Here is a 17,438-nt window from a genome sequence, read left to right as displayed (position 1 = left end):
AGGGAGCGAGCCATTCGAGACGCTGCTCGTAGCCCTTCTTGTTGAAGTCCCCGTTCGCGTCGAAGTCGGTCAACGGGAACGAGAGCAGGCCGGAGCCCATGATGGATTTGAGTTCTTGAGGGTTCATCGAGACACCAATGAGAGTGAGTTGAAAATGGATCCTGGGGCGCTTAGTCGAGTTTGATGCCCGCGTCGGCCACCACCTTGGCCCAGCGCGCGCGTTCCTTGCCGAAGAACTGCTCTTCCTCGGCCGGCGCCATGGTCACGACCTCGGCGCCCTGGCCTGCGAGGCGCGAGCGGATGTCGGCTGAGCGGATGACGGTGATCAGTTCCTTGTTGAGGCGCTGCACGATGGCGTCGGGCGTGCCCTTGGCCACCCGCACGCCTTGCCAGGTGCCCGACTCGAAGCCGGCCACGCCCTGCTCCGCGATGGTGGGCACTTCGCCGATCAGCGGCATGCGCGTCGCTTTCGAGACGCCGAGCACCTTGAGCTTGCCGCTCTGCACATGAGGCAGGGTGGCGAGCATGCCGTTCATCAGGATCTGCGTCTGGCCCGCCACCGTGTCCTGCACCGCCTGCACGCCGCCCTTGTAGGGCACGTACTGCCAGCGCGCCCCGCTCGCGCGCTCGAGCGCCACGCCGGCCAGGTGCGGCGCGCTGCCGGTGGCGGTCACGGCAAAATTGATTTCCGACTTCTTCGACAGCGCGACCAGTTCCTTCAGGTTGTTGGCCTGGACCGACGGGTGCACCACCAGCAGATGCGGCGAATAGGCCAGCATGGTCACGCCGCGCAGGTCCTTGGAAGGATCGAAAGGCAGCCGCGTATAGACCGAGGGGCTGATGGCGAGCGCGCCGACGTCGCACAGCAGCAGCGTGTAGCCGTCGGGCTTGGACTTGGCGACGAAATCGGCGCCGAGGTTGCCGTTGGCGCCCGGCTTGTTCTCGACGATGACCGGCTGGCCGAGCGCCTCCGACAACTGCTGGCTGATGGAGCGGGCAATGATGTCGGACGAACCGCCCGGCGGGTACGGCACCACGATGCGCACGGGCTTGGACGGCCAGTTGTCGGCGGCATGCACGCCACCGGCCGCAAGCACGCCGCCGCCGAGGGCGCCAAGCATCAGATCACGTCGTTTCAAGCTCATTCCAAGTCTCCTGCTGAGTTGTGTTGTCAGTCATCGTACAACTAGGAATGACACTTGTCCAGCATCTGCCCGAAATTTCTTCTCAGGAAGCCGCTGGCGGCGTCTTGGCCGCGGCCTGCTGGGCCGCTTCCTGCGCCACGCGCAGCCGTTCGCGGCTGTTGGTCAGGTGGATGCGCATGGCCGCCCGGGCCGACTCGGGATCGCGGCGGGCGATGGCCGCGTAGATTTCTTCGTGCTCGCGGTTGACGCGGCTCAGGTACTCGCCGCGCCGGTCGTAGTTGCGGATGGCGGTGATGCGCGTGCGCGGAATGATCGTGGTGCCCAGATGGCTCATGATGTCCGCGAAGTACGGGTTGCCGGTGGCCTGGGCGATCTGCAGGTGGAAGCGGAAATCCGGCGCCACGGTGTCCCCCGCCACCGCCACGTTGCGCTCGAAATCGTCGAGCGCCTGGCGCATCGCGAGCAGCTGCTCCTCGGTGCGGCGCGTGGCGGCCAGCCCGGCGGATTCGGTTTCGAGGCTGATGCGCAGCTCGAGCACCGCCAGCACGTCCACCGAGGTGGCGATGTCGGCGGAATCGAGCCGGAACATGCCGGCCGCGCGCGGCTGCAGCACGAAGGTGCCGACGCCATGGTGCGTTTCCACCAGCCCGGCGGCCTGCAGCTTGGACAGCGCCTCGCGCACCACGGTGCGGCTGACGCCGAAGGATTGCATGATGGCCGACTCGGTCGGCAGCTTGTCGCCCGGGCGCAGCTGCTGGCTGCGGATCTTCTCGCCCAGGTCCTCCACCAGCCCGTGGGCGAGCCCCCGCGCCCGCGGCCGCGGGCGCCCCACGAAGGGCGTGCCGGCGGCAACTTCTGTCGCCGCGTCGGAAATTGAGGGATTACCCGCAGTCGTCTGGACCATGGTCACGATAATAATCCCGCATTAGTTGTACGACAACAGATAACTTATCAGGCCAGCAAAAATGTCGACGTCCCAACAAGCCCCCCACCCCCCGCTCCACCGGATTCTGCTGACCGGCGCCGCCGGCGGACTGGGCAAGGTCCTGCGCGAACGCCTGCGCCCCTATGCCCGGATCCTGCGCCTGTCCGACATTGCCGCCCTCTCCCCTTCCGAGGGTGCGCACGAAGAAGTCGTCCCCTGCGATCTTTCGGACAAGGCCGCGGTCCACGCGCTGGTCGAGGGCTGCAGCGCCATCGTGCACCTGGGCGGCGTTTCGGTCGAGCGCCCGTTCGAGGAAATTCTCGAGGCCAACATCAAGGGCGTCTTCAACGTCTACGAAGCCGCGCGCCGCCACGGCGTGAAGCGCGTGGTGTTCGCCAGCTCCAACCATGTGATCGGCTTCTACAAGCAGACCGAGCACATCGACGCCCATGCCCCGCGCCGGCCCGACGGCTACTACGGCCTGTCGAAGTCCTTCGGCGAGGACATGGCGCAGTTCTATTTCGACCGCTGGGGCATCGAGACGGTGAGCATCCGCATCGGCTCGTCCTTCCCCGAGCCGCTCAACCGCCGCATGATGAGCACCTGGCTCAGCTACCGCGACCTGACCACGCTGATCGAGAAATCGCTCTTCACGCCCGACGTGAAGCACACGGTGGTCTACGGCATGTCCAACAACCGCGACGTCTGGTGGGACAACAGCGCGGCCGCCCACCTGGGCTTCGTGCCGCAGGACAGCTCCGAGGTGTTCCGCGACAAGGTCGAGGCGCAGCCACCCGTGGCGCCGACCGATCCCAACGCCATCTACCAGGGCGGTGCGTTCACGGCGCAGGGACCCTTCGGCGATGCAGGCTGAGCTCGTCCTCGATGCGCGCAACGGCACCGGCGAAAGCCCGGTGTGGCATGCCGCGGAACAGGCGCTCTACTGGGTCGACATTCCGGCGCGCGCGCTGAACCGCTGGCATGCGAGCGAAGGCCATGCCCGTTGGCATGCGGATGAAATGATCGCCTGCATCGCGCCGCGCGCCGATGCGCCCGGCGCCTGGATCGCCGGCATGGAAAGCGGCCTCTTCTCGCTCGCGCCGCAGGCCGGCGGCACGCTGGCCGCCACCGCGCTCGCCCCCGTGGCGCACGCCATGCCCGCGATGCGCTTCAACGATGGCCGCTGCGACCGCCAAGGCCGCTTCTGGGCCGGCACGATGCTGCAGGACATGGCCGCCGGCGCACGCGTCGGCCGGCTCTACAGCTACGCCAGGGGCAGCGCCGCAGCCGCCATGCGCCTGGACGATTTCATCGTGCCCAACGGGCTTGCCTTCAGCCCCGACGGCCGCACGATGTACCTCTCGGATTCGCATCCCGCGGTGCAGGCCATCTGGGCCTTCGACTACGACACCGACGCCGGCACGCCGCACAACCGCCGCCTGTTCGCCGACATGACGCCGCTGCCCGGCCGCCCCGACGGCGCGGCAATCGACGCCGACGGCTGCTACTGGATCTGCGGCAACGACGCCGGCCTGGTGCACCGCTTCACGCCCGATGGCAGGCTCGACCGCTCGCTCGAGGTGCCGGTGAAGAAGCCCGCGATGTGCGCCTTCGGAGGCCCGGCGCTCGACACGCTTTTCGTCACCTCGATCCGGCCCGGCGGCATCGACCTGTCGGACCAGCCCCTGGCCGGCGGCGTGTTCGCGCTGCGCCCCGGCGTGGCGGGCGTTCCCGAGCCGGCGTTCGGCGGCTGACTTTTTTCTTCTTTCCTTTTTACGACAACCACCAAGCAGAGGACGAGACAATGAAACTCCACAAGACCCTGATCGCACTTGCCGTGGGCGCCGCAGCCGCGCTCACCACACTGGCTGCCAGCGCCACCGAGTTCCGCTCGGCCGACATTCATCCCGACGACTACCCGACCGTGACCGCGGTCAAGTTCATGAGCGAGCGGCTCAAGGCGCTCTCGGGCGGCAAGCACAGCATCAAGGTGTTCAACAACAGCTCGCTCGGTAGCGAAAAGGACACCATCGAGCAGACCAAGATCGGCGCGCTGCAGATGGTGCGCGTGAACATCGCCCCGATGAACAACATCTGCGCCGAGACGCAGGTGCCCACCATGCCCTTCCTGTTCCGCTCGGTCGACCACCTGCACAAGGTGCTCGACGGCCCGATCGGCGAGGAGATCCTGAAGTCGTGCGAGAAGCAGGGCTTCGTCGGCCTCGCCTACTACGACAGCGGCGCGCGCTCGATGTTCACGGCCAAGAAGCCGGTGCGCAGCTTTGCCGACATGAAGGGCCTGAAGGTGCGCGTGCAGCAGTCCGACCTGTGGGTGTCGATGCTCGAAGCCATGGGTGCCAACGCCACGCCGATGCCCATGGGCGAGGTCTACACGGGCCTGAAGACCGGCCTGATCGACGCCGCCGAAAACAACTACCCGACCTATGAAAGCGCCCGCGCCTTCGAAGTGGCCAAGTACTACAGCAAGACCGAGCACTCGATGGCGCCCGAGATGCTGCTGTTCTCCAAGCGCGTGTGGGACAAGCTCTCGGCCGAGGAGCAGGGCTGGATCCGCCAGGCCGCGAAGGAGTCGGTGCCCTACATGCGCAAGCAGTGGGAAGAGCGCGAGATCAAGTCGCTCGCCACGGTGAAGGCCGGTGGCGCCGAGATCATCGAGGTCGACAAGGCGCCGTTCCAGGCCGCGATGAAGCCGGTGTACGACAAGTTCATCACGGACGCGAAGCTCAAGGACCTCGTCAAGCGCGTGCAGGACACGAAGTAAGCAAATCCATCTGCTGATTGGCTCCTTCCCCTTCCGGGGAAGGTTGGGATGGGGGCACGACGGCGCTGGCATAGAGACGCTGCTTGCCCCCACCCCTGCCCTCCCCCGGAAGGGGAGGGAGAAAGACAAAGAAGAACTTTCATGTACACCAAACTTTGCCGCACCCTCGCCCGTGCCTGCATGTGGTTAGGCATCCTCGGGCTCGTCGCGGTGATCTGCGCCGTGAGCTGGCAGGTGTTCGGCCGCTATGTGCTCAACAACACCCCCACCTGGGCTGAAAGCCTGGCGCTGCTGCTGGTGCTCTACGTCACGATGTTCGGCGTCGCCGTCGGCGTGCGCGACGCGGGCCACATCGGCCTCGAATCCTTTCTCGTGCTCGCGCCCGACTGGCTGCGGCTGAAGATGGAATACCTGATCCACGCGCTGATCCTGCTGTTCGGCCTGGCCATGGCCTGGAATTGCGCCTCCCTTGCCGAATCGGTGTGGGACTACCGGCTGCCCACGCTCTGGATCTCCGAGGGCTGGAAATACGTGCCCGCCTCGGCGGCCGGCGTCCTCATCGTGATGTTCTCCATCGAACACATCATCGCGCTCGCCCAAGGCCGCGAAGTCGAACCCGCCTGGGGATAACCAATGCACACCCCCAGGCTTCGCGCACTTCGTGTCGCTTCTCCACCCCCCTTGCAGGGGGCAATGCCTGCGGCCCGGCAAAGCCGGTTCCGCGGCATTCCCCGAACAGTCCATTGCGCCCCCACCACCGGCGAGGCGGCCAGATCATGACCATTCCTCTGTTGATTCTTTGCCTCTCGTTCACGCTCTTCCTGCTGCTGGGCGTGCCGGTCGCCTTCTCGATCGGCCTCTCGGCCCTGTCCACGCTGCTGTATGAAGGCCTGCCGCTGGAGGTCGGCTTCCAGCAGATGACCTCGGGCATGGGCATCTTCTCGTTCCTTGCGATTCCGTTCTTCATCTTTGCCGGCGAGCTGATGCTCTACGGCGGCATCGCGGACCGCATCGTCAACTTCGCGCGCAACCTCGTGGGCCACGTGCGCGGCGGGCTCGGCATGTCGAACGTGGTGGCCTGCACGCTGTTCGGCGGCGTCTCGGGCTCGCCCGTGGCGGACGTCTCGGCCATGGGCGCCGTGATGATCCCGATGATGAAGAAGGAGGGCTACCACGCCGACTACGCCGTCAACGTGACGACCCATGCGGCCCTCGTCGGCGCGCTGATGCCGACCAGCCACAACCTGATCATCTATTCGCTCGCGGCGGGCGGCAAGGTGTCGATCGCGGCACTGATCCTGGCGGCGCTGCTGCCGGCGGCGGTGCTCACCCTCAGCAACCTCGCGGCCGCCTACCTGGTGGCGGTGAAGCGCGGCTATCCGGCCGGCAGCTTCCCGGGCTGGGCCATCGTGGCGCGCTCGTTCGCGGCGGCGCTGCCGGGCCTGTTCATCGTGGTGCTGATCCTCGGCGGCATCCTGTCGGGCATCTTCACGGCAACGGAGTCGGCGGCCGTGGCGGTGCTCTATGCGCTGGCGCTCACCATCTTCGTCTACCGCACGCTGAAGTGGGAGCACTTCGTGAAGGCGGCCTCGAAAGCAGTGCGCACCACCGGCGTGATCCTGCTGCTGATCGGCATCTCGAGCACCTTCGGCTACCTGATCAGCCTGTATGGCGTGGCCGAGCTCACGGGCCAGATGCTGTCGCAGATCACGAGCACGCCGTGGGTGATCTTCCTGCTCATCAACATCATCCTGTTCGTGCTGGGCACCTTCCTCGACATGGCGGCAACGATCCTGCTGTGCACGCCGATCTTCCTGCCGATCGCACAGCACTACGGCATGAGCTCGGTGCAGTTCGGCATCGTGATGCTGATCAACTGTGCGCTCGGCCTGAACACGCCGCCGGTGGGCACCACGCAGTTCGTGGGCTGTGCGATCGGCGGCGTGTCGGTGGGCACGGTGATGAAGACCATCTGGCCGTTCTACGGCGCGCTGATCTTCGCGCTGGCGGTGGTCACCTTCGTGCCGGCGTTCTCGACCTGGCTGCCGAGCATGTTCATGGTGGTGAAGTAACAGCAGCCAAGACAGAGGTTCCGCGATGACCGATCCGAACACCCGAGCACCGCTCTTCATCCGCATGCACGCGGCGGACAACGTCGCCATCGTGGCCAACGACGGCGGCCTGCCCGCCGGCACCGTGCTCGCGTCCGGCCTCGTGCTGGTCGACAAGGTGCCGCAGGCACACAAGGTGGCGCTGGAAGACATTCCCGAAGGCGGCGTGGTGCGGCGCTACAACGTGCCGATCGGCTATGCCCTGAAGCCGATCCCGGCCGGCAGCTGGGTGCACGAGCGCCTGCTGCAGATGCCCGCCGCGCGCGAGCTCGAAGGCCTGCCGATCGCCACCGTGCGGCCGCCCGCGCAGCCGCCGCTGGAGGGCTATACCTTCGAGGGCTACCGCAACCTCGACGGGTCGGTGGGCACGCGCAACATCCTCGCCATCACGCAGACCGTGCAGTGCGTGGCGGGCGTGGTCGATTTCGCGGTGCAGCGCATCAAGGCCGAGCTGCTGCCCAAGTACCCCCACGTCGACGACGTGGTGGGCCTGTCGCACAGCTACGGCTGCGGCGTGGCCATCGATGCGCCCGATGCCGTCATTCCGATCCGCACGCTGCGCAACATCAGCCTCAACCCGAACTTCGGCGGCGAAGTGATGGTCATCAGCCTGGGCTGCGAGAAGCTGCAGCCCGAGCGCCTGCTGCCGCCGGGCAGCATCGCGCTGGTGGACGAGCGCAATGTGGCCGACGTGGGCGAGACGGCCAATGCCAAGCTCGACGTGGTGTGCCTGCAGGACGACGCGCACGTCGGCTTCATGTCGATGATCGACTCGATCATGCGGCAGGCCGAGGAGCATCTGGAGCGGCTCAACGCCCGCCGGCGCGAAACCGTGCCGGCCAGCGAGCTGGTGGTGGGCGTGCAGTGCGGCGGCAGCGACGCGTTTTCGGGCGTCACGGCCAATCCGGCCGTGGGCTTCTGCACCGACCTGCTGGTGCGCGCCGGCGCCACCGTGATGTTCTCGGAAGTGACCGAGGTGCGCGACGGCATCGACCAGCTCACCTCGCGCGCCACCACCCCCGAGGTGGCCGAGGCCATGATCCGCGAGATGGCCTGGTACGACGCCTACCTGGACCGCAGCCGCGTCGACCGCAGCGCCAACACCACGCCCGGCAACAAGAAGGGCGGGCTCTCGAACATCGTGGAGAAGGCCATGGGCTCGATCGTCAAGAGCGGCAGCGCGCCGATCTCCGGCGTGGTCTCGCCGGGCGAGAAGGCCAGGCAGAAGGGCCTGCTCTATGCCGCCACGCCTGCCAGCGACTTCATCTGCGGCACGCTGCAGCTGGCCGCCGGCATGAACCTGCACGTGTTCACCACCGGCCGCGGCACGCCCTACGGCCTGGCCGAAGTGCCGGTGATCAAGGTGGCCACGCGCAGCGACCTGGCGCGGCGCTGGCACGACCTGATGGACGTGAACGCGGGCCGCATCGCCGACGGCGACGCCACCATCGAGGACATCGGCTGGGAGCTGTTCCGCCTGATGCTCGACGTGGCCAGCGGCCGCAGGAAGACCTGGGCCGAACAGTGGAAGCTGCACAACGCGCTGGTGCTGTTCAACCCGGCACCCGTGACCTGAACCCACCGACCTCGAAAGGAACATCCATGGAAGACCTCAAGGGCAAGACAGCGCTGGTTACCGGCGCCAGCACCGGCATCGGCGCCGCCGTGGCCATTGCGTTCGCGGCGCGCGGCATGCGCGTGGCGGTGCACTACAACAGCTCGGCCGACGCCGCCAACCAGGTCGTCGAGACCATCCGCAAGGCCGGCGGCGACGCCTTTGCACTGCAGGCCGACGTGCGCGACACCGCCGCGATCCGCGAATGCGTCAAGCAGGCGGCGGCGCGCTTCGGCCGCATCGACGTGCTGGTGAACAACGCCGGCAGCCTGGTCAAGCGCGTGCCCATCGCCGAGTTCGACGATGCGCTGTTCGACGAGGTGATGCACATCAACGCACGCTCGGTGCTCGCGTTTGCGCGCGAGGTGGTGCCGCTGATGCGCACCCAGGGCGGCGGCAACATCATCAACGTGACCTCGGTCGCGGCGCGCACCGGCGGCGGGCCGGGCGCCTACCTGTACGCGGGCTCCAAGGGCTTCGTGAGCACGGCCACGCACGGACTCGCGAGGGAGCTCGTCGGCGACAGCATCCGCGTCAACGCGGTGGCGCCCGGCGTGATCCAGACGCCGTTCCAGGACCGCTTCTCGACGCCCGCAATGCTCGAATCGTTCCGCACTGCCATTCCCATGGGCCGCATCGGCACACCCGACGAATGCGTGGGCGCCTTCCTCTACCTGGCTTCGGAACAGCTTTCGGGCTACGTGACGGGCCAGGTGATCGAAGTGAATGGCGGGCAGTACATGCCCTGACGCGGCAGAGCGCGCTTTTTCGAGACACGGGAATCAGATCAATAACGGAGACAACAACTGATGAAGAGAAGCAGATTCCTTGGCGGCCTCGCCACCCTTTCGGCCGCGTGCGCCCTTTCGCTCGGGTTCGCCGCGCCTGCCGCGGCGCAGGCGGGCGACTTTCCGAACCGCACGATCGAGCTGCTGGTGCCCTACCAGCCGGGCGGCGGCACCGACGGCCTGGCGCGCGCCTTCTCCGAGGCCAGCCGCAAGCACATCTCGCAGAGCATCGTGATCGTCAACCGCCCGGGCGCGGGCGGCGCCATCGGCTGGACCGAGGTGATCAACGCCAAGCCCGACGGCTACAAGCTCGCGGTGCTCACGGTGGAACTGCTGACGCTGCCGCACCTGGGCCTGGCCAAGTTCAACTACGACGACTTCCAGCCCATCGCGCAGCTCAACGCCGACCCGGCCGCCATCACCGTCAAGGCCGATGCGCCGTGGAACACGATCGAGGAATTCCTGGCGGCGGCAAGGAAGTCGCCCGAGGGCGTGCGCGTCGGCAACTCGGGCAACGGCTCGATCTGGCACCTGGCGGCCGCAGCGCTCGAAGACAAGACCGGCACCAGGTTCGGCCATATCCCGTTCCAGGGTGCGGCGCCCGCGGTGCTGGCGCTGCTGGGCGGACACATCGAGGCCGTGGCGGTAAGCCCGGCCGAAGTCACGACGCATGTGCAGTCCGGCAAGCTCAAGGTGCTGATGGTCATGGCCGACAAGCGCGTGAAGGGCTTCGACAAGGTGCCTACCGCCAAGGAGCGCGGCATCGACCTGTCTATCGGCACCTGGCGCGGCCTCGGCGCCCCCAAGAACACGCCGCCCGAAGTGATGGCCAAGCTGCGCGAGATCACGGCCAAGACGGCCGCCGAGCCGCTCATGCATGAAGTGATGGACCGGCAGAACCTCGGCTACGTCTACACGGACGGCGCAGTGTTCAAGGAAACCCTGGCCAAGGACAACGCCTACTTCAAGGCGCTGATCGCCAAACTCAACATCAAGCCATGAACCGCCGCACTCCCATCCTTCGCGCGCTTCAGGGCGCGGCTGCGCTGCTGTCCGTTGCCGCCATGGGCCACGCCTGGGCCGCCACCTGGGTCTACGTGTCCAACGCCGACAGCCAGGAGATCTCGGTGCTCGAGCTGGATCGCGCGGAAGGCGTGCTCAAGCCGGTGCAGACGCTCAACGTCGGCGGCACGGTGATGCCGATGGCCGTGAGCCACGACAAGCGCGTGCTCTACGCCGCACTGCGCTCGCAGCCGTTCCGCGTGGTCAGCATGTCGATCGACGCGGCCACCGGCAAGCTGCAGAAGCTCGGCGAGGCGCCGCTGGCCGACAGCATGGCCAACATCGACCTCGACGCGAGCGGCAAGTGGCTCTTCGCGGCTTCCTACCAGGGCGGCAAGATTTCGGTCAACGCCATCGGCAAGGACGGCGCGGTGGGCCCGATCCAGCAGCTGGTCCAGACCGGGCCGAACGCGCATGCGGTGCACGCCGATGCGGGCAACCGCTTCGTGCTCGCCACCAGCCTGGGCGGCGACCACGTGTCGAGCTGGCGCTTCGATGCGGACAAAGGACTGCTGTCGGCCAACGATCCGCCGCTGACCATGGGCACCGCCAAGTCGGGGCCGCGCCACTTCGTCTGGGACAAGGCGCAGCGGCACGTCTACCTGCTGAACGAGCTCGACGCGTCCCTGCAGGTGTACGCATGGGACGCGGCGCGCGGCACGCTCAAGCTGGAGCAGAGCACCACCACGCTGCCGCCGGGCTTCACGGGCAAGCCCTGGGCGGCCGACCTGCACCTGTCGCCCGACGGGCGCTTCCTGTACGCCTCGGAGCGCACCTCGAGCACGCTCTCGGCGTTCAGGGTGGACGCGGCGAGCGGCCAGCTGCAGCCGCTGGGCCAGACGCCGACCGAGAAAGGGCCGCGCGGCTTCGCGATCGATTCCAGCGGCCGCTACCTGATTGCCGCCGGGCAGGAGTCGCACGGCGTTTCGCTGTACCCCATCGATTCCGCGACCGGTGCGCTGGGCAAGCCTTCGCGCATCGCCGCGGGCAAGAACCCGAACTGGATCGAAATCGTCGACGCACCGTGACGCGACGACGGCCATCAACATCATCAAAGGAGATATCGCCATGCAACGCCGCACATTGATCCGCACCGCCCTCGCCTCTTCGCTCGCCGCGGGCCTGCCCGCGTTCGCGCAGGGCCCCGGCAACTGGCCCACGGGCAAGGCCATCACCTACCTCGTGCCCTTTCCCGCGGGCGGCACGACCGACGTGCTGGCCCGCCTGATCGGCCAGAAGCTCGGTCCGGTGCTGGGCACGAGCGTGATCATCGACAACAAGGGCGGCGCCGGCGGCAGCGTGGGCTCGGAAATCGGCTCGCGCGCAGCACCCGACGGCTTCACGATGGTGGGCGGCACGATCAGTTCGCACGCCATCAACGTGAGCCTGTATCCGAAGCTCGGCTACGACCCGCAGAAGTCGTTTGCCCCGGTGACGCTGATCGGCACCAACCCGCTGGTGCTGGTGGTCAACCAGGCCAGCCCGTACAAGACGCTGAAGGACGTGCTGGAAGCCAGCAAGACCAAGTCGGGCGGGCTCTCGTCGGCCTCGGCCGGCACCGGGACCTCGCAGCACCTGTCGCTCGAACTGCTGGCGTTCAAGTCGGGCGTGAAATTCACGCACATTCCATACAAGGGCAGCGGCCCGGCGATCCAGGACGTGATCGGCGGCCAGGTCGACATGATGTTCGACACCACGGTGGTGGCGGGTCCGCACATCCAGAGCGGCAAGCTGCGCGCCATTGCCGTGACCTCGGCCAAGCGCCTGGCCTCGATGCCCGACGTGCCGACGGTTGCGGAGTCCGGCATCGCGGGCCTGCAGGACTTCGAGGTGCTGTCGTGGCAGGCGATCTTCGTGCCCGCGGGCACGCCGGCGCCCATCGTCGAGCGGCTGCACACCGAGATCCGCAAGATCCTCGCCACGCCCGAGATGCAGGAAAAGCTCAAGGGCTTCGGCATGGAGCCCGCCGACCTCGGCACGGCAAAGATCGCGGCCTTCCAGAAGGCCGAGGTCGAGAAGTGGGCGCAGGTGATCAAGGCCGCGGGCATCAAGGCCGACTGACGCCGGCCGGGGCGCCCGCAAGGCGCGTCCCGGACACGGGAAACGGCGCGCCGGATACAAGGGAAGCCTCCTACTTCCGGGCCGCCGGGCGCTTTATAGAATGCCCCTCCGATTCGCACTCCAGGCATTCCACGCCTCCCACACGTGTCCGACCGCTCTGCCGTACTGCCCCAATACCTGTTCCCCAAGCAGGCCCTGACGAACTTCGCCGGCTGGGTCGCGGGCAAGGAACGCGGCGCCGTCACCACCTGGATCATCCGGCGCTTCGTTGCCAAGTACGGCGTCGACATGGACGAGGCGCTCGAATCCGACATCAACCACTACAAGAGCTTCAACCAGTTCTTCACGCGCGCGCTCAAGCCCGGCGTGCGGCCGCTCGCGCAGGCCGACCTCGTGTGCCCGGTGGACGGCGCGATCAGCCAGTTCGGCGCCATCGAGGGCGACCAGATCTTCCAGGCCAAGGGCCACAACTACAGCACCACCGCGCTGGTCGGCGGCGACGCGGTGCTCGCGGCGCGCTTCGCGCACGGCAGCTTCGCCACGCTGTACCTGAGCCCGAAGGACTACCACCGCATCCACATGCCGTGCGACGGGCGCCTGGTGCGCATGATCCACGTGCCCGGCGACCTGTTCTCGGTCAACCCGGTCACCGCGCGCGGCGTGCCCGGGCTGTTCGCGCGCAACGAGCGCGTGGTGTGCGTCTTCGAATCTGCGCATGGCCCCTTCGTGCTGGTGCTGGTGGGCGCCACCATCGTCGGCAGCATGGCCACCGTGTGGCACGGCGTGGTCAATCCGCCGCGCGGCGGCGAGCTGCGCGAATGGCACTACGCCGACCAGCAGATCGTGCTCGGGCAGGGCGAGGAGATGGGCCGCTTCCTGCTCGGCTCCACTGTCGTCATGCTGTTCCCGCCCCCCCCGCTGGCCTTCAACCCCGACTGGGCGCCCACCCGGCCGGTCCGGCTGGGCGAAGCCATGGCCAATTTCGCGAATTTGTGAAGCTTTGTCTCAGGGCCCGCATGCAGCATGCACCCGTAGCTATAAAACTAGTAGCATCGTGATCCTTGCGCTATAGTCGCCCGCCAACGCGCGGTCCTGTAGCGAGCCAACAAGAACGCGAGGCACCGGCCCTGCCCAGGACCGATGGCCCGCCCAGCCCCGAGGAGATGATGTCGATGAGTACCAAGGAAAACGCAGCCGTCAGCCAGCTGCTTGCGCTTCTCGAGGCCCGCTACGCACTTCGCGTGCTCTGGGCGCTGCGCGACGGCCATGCCCAGACCTTCCGGCTGCTGCAGGACAGCGTCGGCAGCATCACCCCCAACACGCTCAACACCCGCATCAAGGAACTGCGCGAGGCCGGCCTCGTGAGCCACGGCGGCGACGGCTACAGCCTCACGGTGAGCGGACAGGACCTCCTGAAGCGGCTCTCGGACCTTCAGGCCTTCGCGGGCAAGTGGCAGCTGGGCCAGGTCAAGAAGGCCGCGGCACCGGCGGCGCCCACGCCCGCGGCACCTTCGTCGTCTTCGCCTTCGGCGCCTTCTTCTTCCTCCTCCCCGGGCGCACCGCCCTCTGCCCCGCCTGCGGCGCCGTCCCCACCTTCCTCCGTCCCGCCTCTTGACACCGGCAATTGAGCAGGCCGGCGGGGCCGCTGCCGGGCGTCGGTAAACTCCGCGCCTTCGGTCCGTTTATCCATCCACCTTCCATCCTCCCATTGACGCAAGGAGCGTTCAACATGCCTACCACTCCCTCCGGCCTGCAATACGAAGACACCACCGTGGGCGACGGCGCAGAAGCCAAGGCCGGCCAGCACGTGCACGTGCACTACACCGGCTGGCTCTACAACGACGGCGTGCAAGGCGCCAAGTTCGACTCGAGCCGCGACCGCAACGACCCGTTCGCGTTCTCGCTGGGCGCCGGCCAGGTCATCAAGGGCTGGGACGAAGGCGTTGCCGGCATGAAGATCGGCGGCAAGCGCACGCTGATCATTCCGGCTTCGCTGGGCTACGGCGCGCGCGGCGCGGGCGGCGTGATCCCGCCGAACGCCACGCTGAAGTTCGACGTCGAACTGCTCGACGCGCACTGAGATCGCCCCCCCGGGGGCCGCGCGCACGGCGTGCCGCGGCACCCTTGCGTCGGCGCCTTTGTTCCCGTTGCGGCCTCCCGGCCGCATTTTTTCGCTTGAAAAGCCCCTGACCAGCCCCAAGTGGCTGGCTATCGTTTGTTTCCCGGCCCCCCGCCGGTTCTTTGAAAAATGTCTGACCCGCAACAATCCGCACAGAATTCGCAAATGCTGCAAGGCGAGCCAAGCCCCGAAGAACTGGAAGCCGCACAGGCTGCCAACGAAGCGGAGGCGCAGGACGCGCTGGCCGCGGCCCAGGGCGAACTCGCTGCCCTGCAGGCCAGGAACGCCGAACTGTCCGACCAGTACCTGCGCGCCCAGGCCGACGTCCAGAACGCCCGCCGCCGCGCCGACGACGAAATCACCAAGGCGCGCAAGTTCGCGGTCGAAGCCTTTGCCGAGAGCCTGCTGCCGGTGACCGACAGCCTCGAAGCCGGCCTGGCCATCAAGGACGCCACGCCCGAACAGATCCGCGAAGGCGCCGAAGCCACGCTGCGCCAGCTCAAGAGCGCGCTCGAACGCAACAAGGTGATCGAGGTGGCCCCCGCTCCCGGCGCCAGGTTCGACCCGCACCAGCACCAGGCCATCTCGGTGGTGCCCGCTCCCGAGCAGGAGCCCAACACCGTGGTGACCGTGCTCCAGAAGGGCTACACCATCAACGACCGCGTGCTGCGCCCGGCGCTGGTCACCGTCAGCGCCCCCAAGTAAGCGGCGCGGCACACACGATTCCCACAGGAAATCCCCGCTTCATACCTTGAATCGCGCCGGGTTATCCACAAGTTCATAACAACATATTTTTCAGGCTTTCAGGAGTAAGAACATGGCAAAGATCATCGGCATCGACCTCGGCACCACCAACTCGTGCGTGTCGATCATGGAAGGCAACACCACGCGTGTGATCGAGAACTCGGAAGGTGCGCGCACCACGCCGTCGATCGTGGCCTACCAGGAAGACGGCGAAGTGCTGGTCGGTGCCTCGGCCAAGCGCCAGGCCGTGACCAATCCCAAGAACACGCTGTACGCGATCAAGCGCCTGATCGGCCGCAAGTTCGAGGAGAAGGAAGTCCAGAAGGACATCGACCTGATGCCCTATACCATCGCGAAGGCCGACAACGGCGACGCGTGGGTGGAAGTGCGCGGCAAGAAGATCGCGCCCCAGCAAGTCAGCGCCGACATCCTGCGCAAGATGAAGAAGACCGCCGAAGACTATCTCGGCGAGCCCGTGACCGAAGCCGTGATCACGGTGCCGGCCTACTTCAACGACGCGCAGCGCCAGGCCACCAAGGACGCCGGCCGCATCGCGGGCCTGGACGTCAAGCGCATCATCAACGAGCCTACCGCTGCTGCCCTGGCCTTCGGCCTCGACAAGCAGGACAAGGCCGACCGCAAGATCGCCGTGTATGACCTCGGCGGCGGCACCTTCGACATCTCGATCATCGAGATCGCGGACGTCGACGGCGAGAAGCAGTTCGAAGTGCTGTCGACCAACGGCGACACCTTCCTGGGCGGCGAAGACTTCGACCAGCGCATCATCGACTACATCATTGCCGAGTTCAAGAAAGAGCAAGGCGTGGACCTGGGCAAGGACGTGCTCGCGCTGCAACGCCTGAAGGAAGCGGCCGAAAAGGCCAAGATCGAGCTGTCGAACAGCGCGCAGACCGACATCAACCTGCCCTACATCACGGCCGATGCCTCGGGTCCGAAGCACCTGAACATCAAGCTCACGCGCGCCAAGCTCGAAAGCCTGGTCGACGAGCTGGTCGAGCGCACCATCGCGCCCTGCCGCCTGGCCATCAAGGACGCCGGCATCAGCGTGTCGGACATCAACGACGTGATCCTGGTCGGCGGCATGACCCGCATGCCCAAGGTGCAGGAAAAGGTGAAGGCCTTCTTCGGCAAGGAGCCGCGCAAGGACGTGAACCCCGATGAAGCCGTGGCCGTCGGCGCCGCCATCCAGGGCCAGGTGCTCTCGGGCGACCGCAAGGACGTGCTGCTGCTGGACGTGACCCCGCTGTCGCTGGGCATCGAGACCATGGGCGGCGTGATGACCAAGATGATCACGAAGAACACCACGATCCCGACGAAGTTCGCGCAGACCTTCTCCACCGCCGAGGACAACCAGCCGGCCGTGACCATCAAGGTGTTCCAGGGCGAGCGCGAGATCGCCTCGGGCAACAAGCTGCTGGGCGAATTCAACCTCGAAGGCATTCCGCCGGCAGCGCGCGGCACGCCGCAGATCGAGGTGAGCTTCGACATCGACGCCAACGGCATCCTGCACGTGGGCGCCAAGGACAAGGGCACCGGCAAGGAAAACAAGATCACCATCAAGGCGAACTCGGGCCTGTCGGAAGACGAGATCCAGAAGATGGTGAAGGACGCCGAGCTCAACGCGGCCGAGGACAAGAAGAAGGTCGAGCTGGCGCAGGCCCGCAACCAGGGTGAAGCCATGGTGCACAGCGTGAAGAAGTCGCTCGGCGAGCACGGCGCGAGCCTGGACGCCGGCGAGAAGGAAAAGATCGAAGCCGCGATCAAGGACCTGGAAGAAGTCCTCAAGGGCGAGGACAAGGCCTCGATCGAGGAAAAGACCAACACGCTGATGACCGCGAGCCAGAAGCTCGGCGAGAAGATGTACGCCGATGCGCAGGCCGCGGCCGGCGCCGCCGGCGGCCCGGGTGCCGCTGCTGCTGGCCCGGAAGCTGCAAGCGCACCGGCCGACGACAACGTGGTCGACGCCGAGGTCAAGGAAGTCAAGAAGGGCTGATCCTCAGTCCTTCGAACGAGGCTGGACCACCTGACCGGGTGTTCCAGCCTTTCTCGCTTCAAGTTACGGCTT

The 17,438-nt window shown here is 66.9% G+C and carries 17 protein-coding genes and 1 pseudogene; 15 read left to right on the top strand and 3 right to left on the bottom strand.

The features are described from left to right. The 3 genes and pseudogenes from IB278_RS20900 to IB278_RS20890 form a co-directional block, all read right to left on the bottom strand. Positions 1-127 (bottom strand): annotated as a pseudogene (locus IB278_RS20900) (5-dehydro-4-deoxyglucarate dehydratase); the annotation flags it as partial. A 43-nt stretch (positions 128-170) separates the two neighbouring features. Next, the gene (locus IB278_RS20895; protein WP_145741962.1) at positions 171-1,145 is read right to left on the bottom strand and encodes a Bug family tripartite tricarboxylate transporter substrate binding protein; all 975 of its coding nucleotides are present in this window, start codon (positions 1,143-1,145) and stop codon (positions 171-173) included. Between the two features lie 82 nt (positions 1,146-1,227). Next, the gene (locus IB278_RS20890; RefSeq protein ID WP_145741960.1) at positions 1,228-2,049 is read right to left on the bottom strand and encodes a FadR/GntR family transcriptional regulator; all 822 of its coding nucleotides are present in this window, start codon (positions 2,047-2,049) and stop codon (positions 1,228-1,230) included. 61 nt (positions 2,050-2,110) lie between these two features. Here IB278_RS20890 and IB278_RS20885 point away from each other — a divergent pair, with 61 nt between their 5' ends. The 15 genes from IB278_RS20885 to dnaK all read left to right on the top strand — a co-directional run bounded on the left by IB278_RS20885 (position 2,111) and on the right by dnaK (position 17,366). Further along, complete coding sequence (locus IB278_RS20885; protein WP_192325171.1) at positions 2,111-2,944, top strand: NAD-dependent epimerase/dehydratase family protein; 834 nt, start codon at positions 2,111-2,113, stop codon at positions 2,942-2,944. After that, the gene (locus IB278_RS20880) at positions 2,934-3,824 is read left to right on the top strand and encodes an SMP-30/gluconolactonase/LRE family protein (protein WP_145741956.1); all 891 of its coding nucleotides are present in this window, start codon (positions 2,934-2,936) and stop codon (positions 3,822-3,824) included. The genes IB278_RS20885 and IB278_RS20880 overlap by 11 nt, the downstream gene beginning before the upstream one ends. A 50-nt stretch (positions 3,825-3,874) precedes the next feature. After that, positions 3,875-4,852 carry a TRAP transporter substrate-binding protein gene (locus IB278_RS20875; protein WP_145741954.1) on the top strand — a complete coding sequence of 326 codons (978 nt, stop codon included), beginning with the start codon at positions 3,875-3,877 and terminating at the stop codon, positions 4,850-4,852. Positions 4,853-4,993: 141 nt separating this feature from the next. After that, positions 4,994-5,482, top strand: coding sequence for a TRAP transporter small permease (locus IB278_RS20870; protein WP_145741952.1), 489 nt, complete (start codon positions 4,994-4,996; stop codon positions 5,480-5,482). A 146-nt stretch (positions 5,483-5,628) separates the two neighbouring features. Next, positions 5,629-6,924 (top strand): TRAP transporter large permease, encoded by a 1,296-nt coding sequence (locus tag IB278_RS20865; RefSeq protein WP_145741950.1) that lies wholly within the window; start codon positions 5,629-5,631, stop codon positions 6,922-6,924. Positions 6,925-6,949: 25 nt separating this feature from the next. Beyond that, positions 6,950-8,539, top strand: a complete 1,590-nt coding sequence (garD, locus tag IB278_RS20860) for a galactarate dehydratase (RefSeq protein WP_192325169.1) — start codon at positions 6,950-6,952, stop codon at positions 8,537-8,539. 26 nt (positions 8,540-8,565) lie between these two features. Then, positions 8,566-9,327, top strand: a complete 762-nt coding sequence (locus tag IB278_RS20855) for an SDR family NAD(P)-dependent oxidoreductase (protein WP_145741947.1) — start codon at positions 8,566-8,568, stop codon at positions 9,325-9,327. Positions 9,328-9,387: 60 nt separating this feature from the next. Continuing rightward, entirely contained in the window at positions 9,388-10,368 is a 981-nt protein-coding gene (locus IB278_RS20850; protein ID WP_145741946.1) for a Bug family tripartite tricarboxylate transporter substrate binding protein, read from the top strand. Continuing rightward, positions 10,365-11,456 (top strand): lactonase family protein, encoded by a 1,092-nt coding sequence (locus IB278_RS20845; RefSeq protein WP_145741942.1) that lies wholly within the window; start codon positions 10,365-10,367, stop codon positions 11,454-11,456. Before IB278_RS20850 ends, IB278_RS20845 begins: the two co-directional genes overlap by 4 nt. Positions 11,457-11,496: 40 nt before the next feature. After that, on the top strand, positions 11,497-12,489 hold the full coding sequence (locus tag IB278_RS20840) for a Bug family tripartite tricarboxylate transporter substrate binding protein (RefSeq protein WP_145741940.1): 993 nt from the start codon (positions 11,497-11,499) through the stop codon (positions 12,487-12,489). 144 nt (positions 12,490-12,633) lie between these two features. Further along, complete coding sequence (asd, locus tag IB278_RS20835; RefSeq protein ID WP_145741938.1) at positions 12,634-13,485, top strand: archaetidylserine decarboxylase; 852 nt, start codon at positions 12,634-12,636, stop codon at positions 13,483-13,485. Between the two features lie 176 nt (positions 13,486-13,661). Beyond that, positions 13,662-14,117 carry a winged helix-turn-helix transcriptional regulator gene (locus tag IB278_RS20830; RefSeq protein ID WP_025569773.1) on the top strand — a complete coding sequence of 152 codons (456 nt, stop codon included), beginning with the start codon at positions 13,662-13,664 and terminating at the stop codon, positions 14,115-14,117. A gap of 101 nt (positions 14,118-14,218) precedes the next feature. Next, a complete protein-coding gene (locus tag IB278_RS20825; RefSeq protein ID WP_012746856.1) occupies positions 14,219-14,569 on the top strand; it encodes an FKBP-type peptidyl-prolyl cis-trans isomerase in 351 nt (116 codons plus the stop codon). A gap of 168 nt (positions 14,570-14,737) precedes the next feature. Beyond that, positions 14,738-15,313, top strand: coding sequence for a nucleotide exchange factor GrpE (gene grpE / locus IB278_RS20820; RefSeq protein ID WP_025569775.1), 576 nt, complete (start codon positions 14,738-14,740; stop codon positions 15,311-15,313). A gap of 112 nt (positions 15,314-15,425) precedes the next feature. Further along, positions 15,426-17,366 carry a molecular chaperone DnaK gene (gene dnaK / locus IB278_RS20815; protein WP_145741936.1) on the top strand — a complete coding sequence of 647 codons (1,941 nt, stop codon included), beginning with the start codon at positions 15,426-15,428 and terminating at the stop codon, positions 17,364-17,366. The last annotated feature ends 72 nt before the right edge of the window (positions 17,367-17,438 follow it).

Origin of the sequence: Variovorax sp. VRV01, assembly GCF_014852545.1 — a bacterium.
In the GTDB taxonomy this organism is placed as follows: Bacteria; Pseudomonadota; Gammaproteobacteria; order Burkholderiales; family Burkholderiaceae_C; genus Variovorax; species Variovorax beijingensis_A.
The sequence above is the reverse complement of the archived record's forward strand: the minus strand, read 5'-3'. Positions and strand labels throughout refer to the sequence as shown.

Bases quoted from the DNA above. Each gene is read 5' to 3' on its own strand.
- IB278_RS20845 (WP_145741942.1), top strand. From the start codon at position 10,365: ATGAACCGCCGCACTCCCATCCTTCGCGCGCTTCAGGGCGCGGCTGCG.
- IB278_RS20825 (WP_012746856.1), top strand. From the start codon at position 14,219: ATGCCTACCACTCCCTCCGGCCTGCAATACGAAGACACCACCGTGGGC.
- IB278_RS20855 (WP_145741947.1), top strand. From the start codon at position 8,566: ATGGAAGACCTCAAGGGCAAGACAGCGCTGGTTACCGGCGCCAGCACC.
- IB278_RS20840 (WP_145741940.1), top strand. From the start codon at position 11,497: ATGCAACGCCGCACATTGATCCGCACCGCCCTCGCCTCTTCGCTCGCC.
- IB278_RS20885 (WP_192325171.1), top strand. From the start codon at position 2,111: ATGTCGACGTCCCAACAAGCCCCCCACCCCCCGCTCCACCGGATTCTG.
- dnaK (WP_145741936.1), top strand. From the start codon at position 15,426: ATGGCAAAGATCATCGGCATCGACCTCGGCACCACCAACTCGTGCGTG.
- IB278_RS20880 (WP_145741956.1), top strand. From the start codon at position 2,934: ATGCAGGCTGAGCTCGTCCTCGATGCGCGCAACGGCACCGGCGAAAGC.
- garD (WP_192325169.1), top strand. From the start codon at position 6,950: ATGACCGATCCGAACACCCGAGCACCGCTCTTCATCCGCATGCACGCG.
- IB278_RS20895 (WP_145741962.1), bottom strand. From the start codon at position 1,145: ATGAGCTTGAAACGACGTGATCTGATGCTTGGCGCCCTCGGCGGCGGC.
- IB278_RS20830 (WP_025569773.1), top strand. From the start codon at position 13,662: ATGAGTACCAAGGAAAACGCAGCCGTCAGCCAGCTGCTTGCGCTTCTC.
- grpE (WP_025569775.1), top strand. From the start codon at position 14,738: ATGTCTGACCCGCAACAATCCGCACAGAATTCGCAAATGCTGCAAGGC.
- IB278_RS20865 (WP_145741950.1), top strand. From the start codon at position 5,629: ATGACCATTCCTCTGTTGATTCTTTGCCTCTCGTTCACGCTCTTCCTG.
- IB278_RS20890 (WP_145741960.1), bottom strand. From the start codon at position 2,049: ATGGTCCAGACGACTGCGGGTAATCCCTCAATTTCCGACGCGGCGACA.
- IB278_RS20850 (WP_145741946.1), top strand. From the start codon at position 9,388: ATGAAGAGAAGCAGATTCCTTGGCGGCCTCGCCACCCTTTCGGCCGCG.
- IB278_RS20875 (WP_145741954.1), top strand. From the start codon at position 3,875: ATGAAACTCCACAAGACCCTGATCGCACTTGCCGTGGGCGCCGCAGCC.
- IB278_RS20870 (WP_145741952.1), top strand. From the start codon at position 4,994: ATGTACACCAAACTTTGCCGCACCCTCGCCCGTGCCTGCATGTGGTTA.